This is a genomic window from Xenorhabdus sp. Sc-CR9, assembly GCF_963897815.1.
In the GTDB taxonomy this organism is placed as follows: domain Bacteria; phylum Pseudomonadota; class Gammaproteobacteria; order Enterobacterales; family Enterobacteriaceae; genus Xenorhabdus.
Window position 1 is genome coordinate 44007 of sequence record NZ_CAWQTY010000162.1, and the last position, 6197, is coordinate 50203.

Genomic DNA, 6197 nt, shown 5'->3' on the forward strand with positions numbered 1-6197 from the left:
ATAATATGTTCAGTAATTAAGAAAAAAACTTAGGTCTTCATGTAATAATCAACAAATTAATCATCCAGCTCATCCAAAATGGATAAAGCATCAGCTAGTTTCTTGACTCCAAATACTTTCATATCTGGTAATGCTTTTTTCGGCATATTAGCGTGAGGCACAATAGCTCGTTTAAAACCGTGCTTGGCGGCTTCTGAAATACGGTCCTGACCGCTGGGGACGGGACGAATTTCTCCTGCCAGCCCCACTTCACCGAATACCACCAAATCACGGGGTAAAGGACGATTGCGGAAACTGGAAACCAAAGAGAGCAATAACGCGAGATCAGCACTTGTTTCCGTTACCTTCACACCACCTACGACATTAACAAAAACATCTTGGTCAGCCATTTGTAAACCGCCGTGTCGATGCAAAACCGCCAGCAGAATAGCCAGCCTATTTTGTTCAAGCCCCACTGCTACACGACGTGGGTTTGACATCATGGAATGGTCTACGAGTGCCTGAATTTCAACTAGCAAGGGACGAGTACCTTCCCACACAATCATGACGGAACTGCCTGCTGTAATTTCATCACCACGGCTCAGGAAAATGGCAGAAGGGTTATTCACTTCCCGTAATCCCTGTTCAGTCATGGCGAAAACACCCAACTCATTTACAGCACCGAAGCGGTTTTTATGGCTGCGGAGAGTACGGAAGCGGGAATCTGCCTCGCCGTCCAGCATGACAGAACAGTCTATACAATGCTCGAGCACTTTAGGGCCGGCCAAGGAACCATCCTTTGTCACATGACCAACCATGATAATGGCAACGCCACGGGTTTTGGCAAATCGGGTCAGGTATGCTGCTGTTTCCCTGACCTGCGCTACACTGCCCGGCGAGGATTGAATATCTGCCATGTGCATGACCTGAATTGAGTCAATTACCATGAGCTTTGGTTGCTCTTGCTCTGCAATCAAGCAAATTTGTTCAATGCTGGTTTCTGACAACATGTTCAGTTTATCGGTCGGCAACCCTAACCTATGTGCCCGCATTGCCACCTGCTGCAATGATTCTTCACCCGTCACATACAGGGTTTTCATCTGAGCCGATAACTGGCACATGGTTTGTAAAAGTAGGGTACTTTTCCCCGCCCCGGGATTACCACCAATCAAAATGGCACTACCGGGAACCACTCCCCCACCGAGAACGCGGTCAAATTCTTTAAACCCGGTTGAAAAGCGCGGTAACTCTTCCAGACTAATCTCTGAAAGTTTTTGGACCTTACTGATTCCCGTATCACCGGCATAACCGCTGAAACGTTCATTGCGAGAGGATGAGGCGGCGGCCAAACGTACTTCCGTAATGGTATTCCATGCGTGGCATGCGGTGCATTGCCCTTGCCAGCGGGGATAATCCGCGCCACATTCGTTACAGACAAATGCCCGTTTTGCTGCTTTTGCCACTTTCTCCTCCCTTCATATGATTACTTTTTGGCTCAAACTGAAATTCAACAGCTATTGGGTATGCCATTAACGCTCTTCGTGTTTCAAACCACCACTCAAAACACACAAAACTCCCATCAAATCACCATGCCGAATAGAAACCTTAGCCTGAGCATATACCTTAGGTTTTGCATGATAAGCAATGCCCAACCCGGCTTTACGGATCATTTTCAGATCATTGGCACCATCCCCAATGGCAACGGTTTGGCTCAATGGAATACCCAATTCTTTTGTCAGTCTTATCAACGTGGTTGCTTTATATTTTGCATCGACAATAGGTCCTTTGACTTTGCCGGTCAGTTTGCCATCTTTTACCTCAAGCTGGTTAGCGACAGCAGCAAAAAGACGTAGCTTCTGGCGAAGATTATCGGCGAAGTATGTGAAGCCGCCAGATGCAATTGCGACATGCCAATCCAGCGATTGCAACTTGCGAACAAGGCTGGTTAGCCCCGGCATAAGAGGGAGTGTTTCCATTACTTGCTGTAAGATTGAGGCATCAGCGCCTGCAAGTTGGGCTACTCGTTCATGCAGGCTTTCTGAAAAATCCAGTTCGCCTTGCATCGCACGCTCGGTGATTTCAGCCACTTTATCGCCAACTCCTGCCAAACGAGCAATTTCATCAATACACTCGATCTGAATAGCTGTTGAATCCATATCCATTACTAACAGGCCGGGTGAACGCAGACGCGGGATTTGTCCCAATGGAACAACATCTAGGTAGCATTCATCTGCCAGTCGTTTAATGCGAGGAGAGAGACTGCCGGCAATACGGACAACTTGATAATCATCAATACGCCATGAAGATACGACTACAATGGCTACGCCAAGACGGTGCTGAAAATTGCTGATGCGTTGTTTATCCAAACCACGCCCATACAGCAACCAACCGCTATCTCCTGCTCGGTAATCCAGTGGCATGACTTCATCGCCACTGAGAGATAATGGTAACCCAGGCCATTTATGGATCTCATCCGGTAAGTAGCGATAAGCCAGATTATTAGACATGTACATTGACTCCTGTAATTCCATGTAATTTTGGCAGGCAAAAAGCGCTTTTCAAACTATCCTATCAATACTGCATCTGGCAACATGTGCTTTTTGATCACGGGATGGGATAACTATGATAAAAGCAAAACTAAAGTTTCGACTGCACAAAACGGCTATTATTTTAATATGCATAGCATTGCTGGTACTGCTGATGCAGGGGGTTTCCTATTTTAGCCGTTCTCAGCAACAGGCACATATGGATCAGTTTGAAGAACTGGCGAAAACATTGGCAAAACAGGTTGCATTCAGCTTGTCTGATTATATGAAGAATGGCAGTAAAGATCTTAATAATAAAAAAATTGTAGCTAACTTGGACTATCTGACGAGCAAAAGCCGTATTTTAGATGCCAGTGTTTATTTGGAGAATGGAACGCAGATAGCACGGAGTGGAGAACCGATTTCGGTCCGTGAACGATTATCATTGGAGGGTAAAAAATCCAGTGGTTACTTTAACCAACAGATTGTTGTACCGATACCCGGAGAAAGCCATCCAAAAGGTTTTCTTCGCCTGACACTAGATACTCACAGATTGGCAACGGAAGCCAAGCAGGTTGATAACACCACTAACTTACTCAGGATCATGATTTTGTTATCTCTGGCAATTGGCTTTATTCTGGCCCATAACCTACTGCAATTGACTCCCAGCCGCTGGCAACAATCGCCCTATCTTTTGACCGCTAATACCAAATCTTCTAATGAAGAAGAAACGAAAAGCGAAAATTCTCAACGGTAAGACAGGGTTATCGTTGGGTGAAGATAGTCCCTTTATCGGAGGAAGAGAAATTAATAATTCTCATGAGTCAAACTTTCCATAGTACCGCTTGAAGCAAATGGAGTAGATCATAGCGTGTATCAATGCAATCACAATCGCACCGTAAAGCACTATAGGGTTATGTGATATTACAATATTCACAACTGGGATTTTATCAAAGCGAAAGACATACATATGAAAAGCAATTGCCGTTATTGCAAGCATAATTCCCGATGCGTTGTGGTAGATATAGCTTGATAATAGGAACCATTTTAATACGAAGAAAAAAGGAATAAGCATAAGAAAAGAGATAACTACATAAATCATTGTTATTTCCTTAAGTTTGTTTGAGGTTTCAATAAAAAAGGGGATTCAATTTTTTAAATTAACCTTTGTAATTACTGGACATTAATTTAATGGGCCTCTTATTTATCATCGTAAAGTAAGCTTATATCATTAAATATACATAAATAATAAATATAGTTACTATTAGTAATATAGATTTAACCAATGAATTATGATGATTTAGCAGCGTCTATTGCCTTGACATATGTACCTGAATCCTGCTGAAAAACAGGATTCAGGCCAGTTGGAATGGTTTGAACGGGGTGAGTGGATATAAATTTGAGTTTTTCAGATAGACTTATTTTACGTTGAGTATTTTTTAAATTGGTTAATTATTTTTCAAAATTGATTGTAAGTATCAGGATTTGGCCCTATTCGCTTACCTATATCCAATTCAGCCATGGCAGTGAGATCTTCTTTCTCCAGTCTAAAATCAAACACATCAAAATTTTCTTTAATGCGAGAAGGCGTAACAGATTTAGGAATAACAATCATGCCGCACTCAAGATGCCAGCGAATCACAATCTGCGCTGGTGTTTTACCATATTTAATTGCTAACAATTCAACTAGCGATGAGTCAAAGACGCCTTTTCCACCACGAGATAGCGGACTCCAGGATTCAGTTGTAATGTGATGGGTTGCGTTCCATGAATGGAGCTGCCGTTGCTGCATCAGGGGATGCAATTCAATTTGGTTGATAACAGGAATCACGCCGGTTTCTAACATCACTTTTTGCAAATGCTCAATATGGAAATTACAAACACCAATGCTGCGGATCAGTCCTTCCTTTTTCAGCTCAATGAGCTGTTTCCAAGCATCGACGTAATGATCCTGTTCGGGAACAGGCCATTGAATGAGATAAAGATCAACGTAATCCAGTTGGAGTTTATCCAGGCTTTCCTGTAGTGCAGTGCTGACATCCAGATGACGATTATTCCAAAGTTTCGTGGTAACAAAAATTTCGTCTCGAGGGATATCACTTTCTTTTAAGGCTTTTCCTACGCCTGTTTCGTTATGATAAATTGCCGCTGTATCAATGGAACGATAACCCACTTCTAACGCGGTGTGGATAGCCTTAACAACTTGTTCATTACTCGCTTGCCAAACCCCAAGCCCCAATTGTGGCATATGGTTATCATCAACGAGTTTAATAATTGTTTGCTGACCCATTCTAACCTCCTTCAGATTTGGAATTTCAGATGGGCACCTCATAAATACGCTGACTGACATCAATCGTAATGTTTTGGTATCCACCGAGAGAAACCAAACCTTACTGTTCTAATTTTTTGATCATGGCTGGAATAGAATTGCCATCAAGTTGATAATCAGAAAGGTGGGTTTTAACACCCATACTTTCAAAAAACTGACGAGTGGCATGGATAGTTTTGTTAATTCGTTCTTCTTCAGAACCCTGCGCAACCCCGGTCTCTAAAACATCATTCGGTGGGTGGGTGTAGTGTAAAGTTTTGCATAATGATAACGCCCTCACTAACAGTAATCATGTAACTCTTTGACTATAATAGTAAATATACCATTATTTTATTTATAATGCTTCATTTTTGGAGTAGTCCATTCCGCCGGCAAAAGTTACACAGTATATAAATTTTGTCATTATTCAAACTATTGACTGCAATAGTGCTTGTTGGAATGGATCCGGATTGTTTGATCTTTTTGGTTAATATTGATTATTTTTGGTTAATAAATAGAAGTATGCTTCTTATAAGAAAGTTAACACGGCAAGTATATTTACTGACCTTTTTTTGATGATGTTTTCTTGTGATGCCAGTACATCAATAAGGAAGCGGACAGCCCACTGAGCAGCAGAATAACAGGTAAAATCATCAAAATATTCATGACCAGATCTTGATGTGCTTTGACGAAAGGAATCTGATTCAAGATATAGCCAAAGCCGACAACAATAATGACCCATAAAAAACCACTTAACCAGTTAAAAAATTGAAAGCGTTTATTATTTAGACCAGAAATACCGGCAAAGGTTGGCAGGAGAGTGCGAATAAAAGCTAAAAAACGTCCTATGAGCAAAGCGGACAGGCCGTGTTTGGCGAAGAGTTGATTGGCTCGTTGGCGATATTGTAGCGGAAGTTGAGCCAGCCAGTTCTTGACAAGATGAGTATGCCCGAGCCAGCGACCCTGCAAATATCCCAACCAAGAACCCAGACTGGCAGCGATGGTGAGTAGGACAAGTGTGGGAATAAAGCTCATGACGCCTTTAGCTATCAAGGCACCAGAAAGAACCAGCAGAGTATCACCAGGTAAAAAGGCGGCGGGTAACAACCCGTTTTCCAGTACCAGTGTGACAAAGAGGACACCATAAATCACCCAAATAATATCGGGGTTGGCAAGTTGGTTAAAATCATGATGCCAGAGTGCATGCACGATCTCGCTTAACATTTCCATCATTTATCCTGTAAATTTGCGAGTAAACTAGAGCGTGTTGATCTTTTTGGTATAAAAAGCAAGCAGCAAATGGGGCTGTTATAATGGTTTCGCCAAAAATCAAAACAATTACCCCAAATGCCAAGACTAATGTTAACAGATGATAGCTGGAAATT

At 42.2% G+C, this 6197-nt stretch carries 6 protein-coding genes and 1 pseudogene; 1 reads left to right on the top strand and 6 read right to left on the bottom strand.

Going from position 1 to position 6197, the window contains the following annotated elements; translation table 11 throughout:
* Positions 1-56: 56 nt before the first annotated feature.
* Positions 57-1442, bottom strand: a complete 1386-nt coding sequence (radA, locus tag AACQ81_RS07480; RefSeq protein ID WP_237386840.1) for a DNA repair protein RadA — start codon at positions 1440-1442, stop codon at positions 57-59.
* 66 nt (positions 1443-1508) lie between these two features.
* On the bottom strand, positions 1509-2486 hold the full coding sequence (gene serB, locus AACQ81_RS07485) for a phosphoserine phosphatase (RefSeq protein WP_237386841.1): 978 nt from the start codon (positions 2484-2486) through the stop codon (positions 1509-1511).
* Positions 2487-2601: 115 nt separating this feature from the next.
* Here serB and AACQ81_RS07490 point away from each other — a divergent pair, with 115 nt between their 5' ends.
* Positions 2602-3261 carry a YtjB family periplasmic protein gene (locus tag AACQ81_RS07490; protein WP_237386842.1) on the top strand — a complete coding sequence of 220 codons (660 nt, stop codon included), beginning with the start codon at positions 2602-2604 and terminating at the stop codon, positions 3259-3261.
* A 702-nt stretch (positions 3262-3963) separates the two neighbouring features.
* Here AACQ81_RS07490 and dkgA read toward each other — a convergent pair.
* The 4 genes and pseudogenes from dkgA to AACQ81_RS07510 form a co-directional block, all read right to left on the bottom strand.
* The gene (gene dkgA, locus AACQ81_RS07495) at positions 3964-4794 is read right to left on the bottom strand and encodes a 2,5-didehydrogluconate reductase DkgA (protein ID WP_237386843.1); all 831 of its coding nucleotides are present in this window, start codon (positions 4792-4794) and stop codon (positions 3964-3966) included.
* 25 nt (positions 4795-4819) lie between these two features.
* A pseudogene (locus AACQ81_RS07500) lies at positions 4820-5044 on the bottom strand (NADH-dependent alcohol dehydrogenase); the annotation flags it as partial.
* A 326-nt stretch (positions 5045-5370) separates the two neighbouring features.
* Positions 5371-6042: a DedA family protein gene (locus AACQ81_RS07505; protein ID WP_237386844.1), complete on the bottom strand. Its 672-nt coding sequence runs from the start codon at positions 6040-6042 to the stop codon at positions 5371-5373.
* A partial coding sequence (locus AACQ81_RS07510; RefSeq protein ID WP_237386845.1) for a hypothetical protein occupies positions 5999-6197 on the bottom strand: 199 nt, incomplete at its 5' end. The genes AACQ81_RS07510 and AACQ81_RS07505, both read right to left, overlap by 44 nt.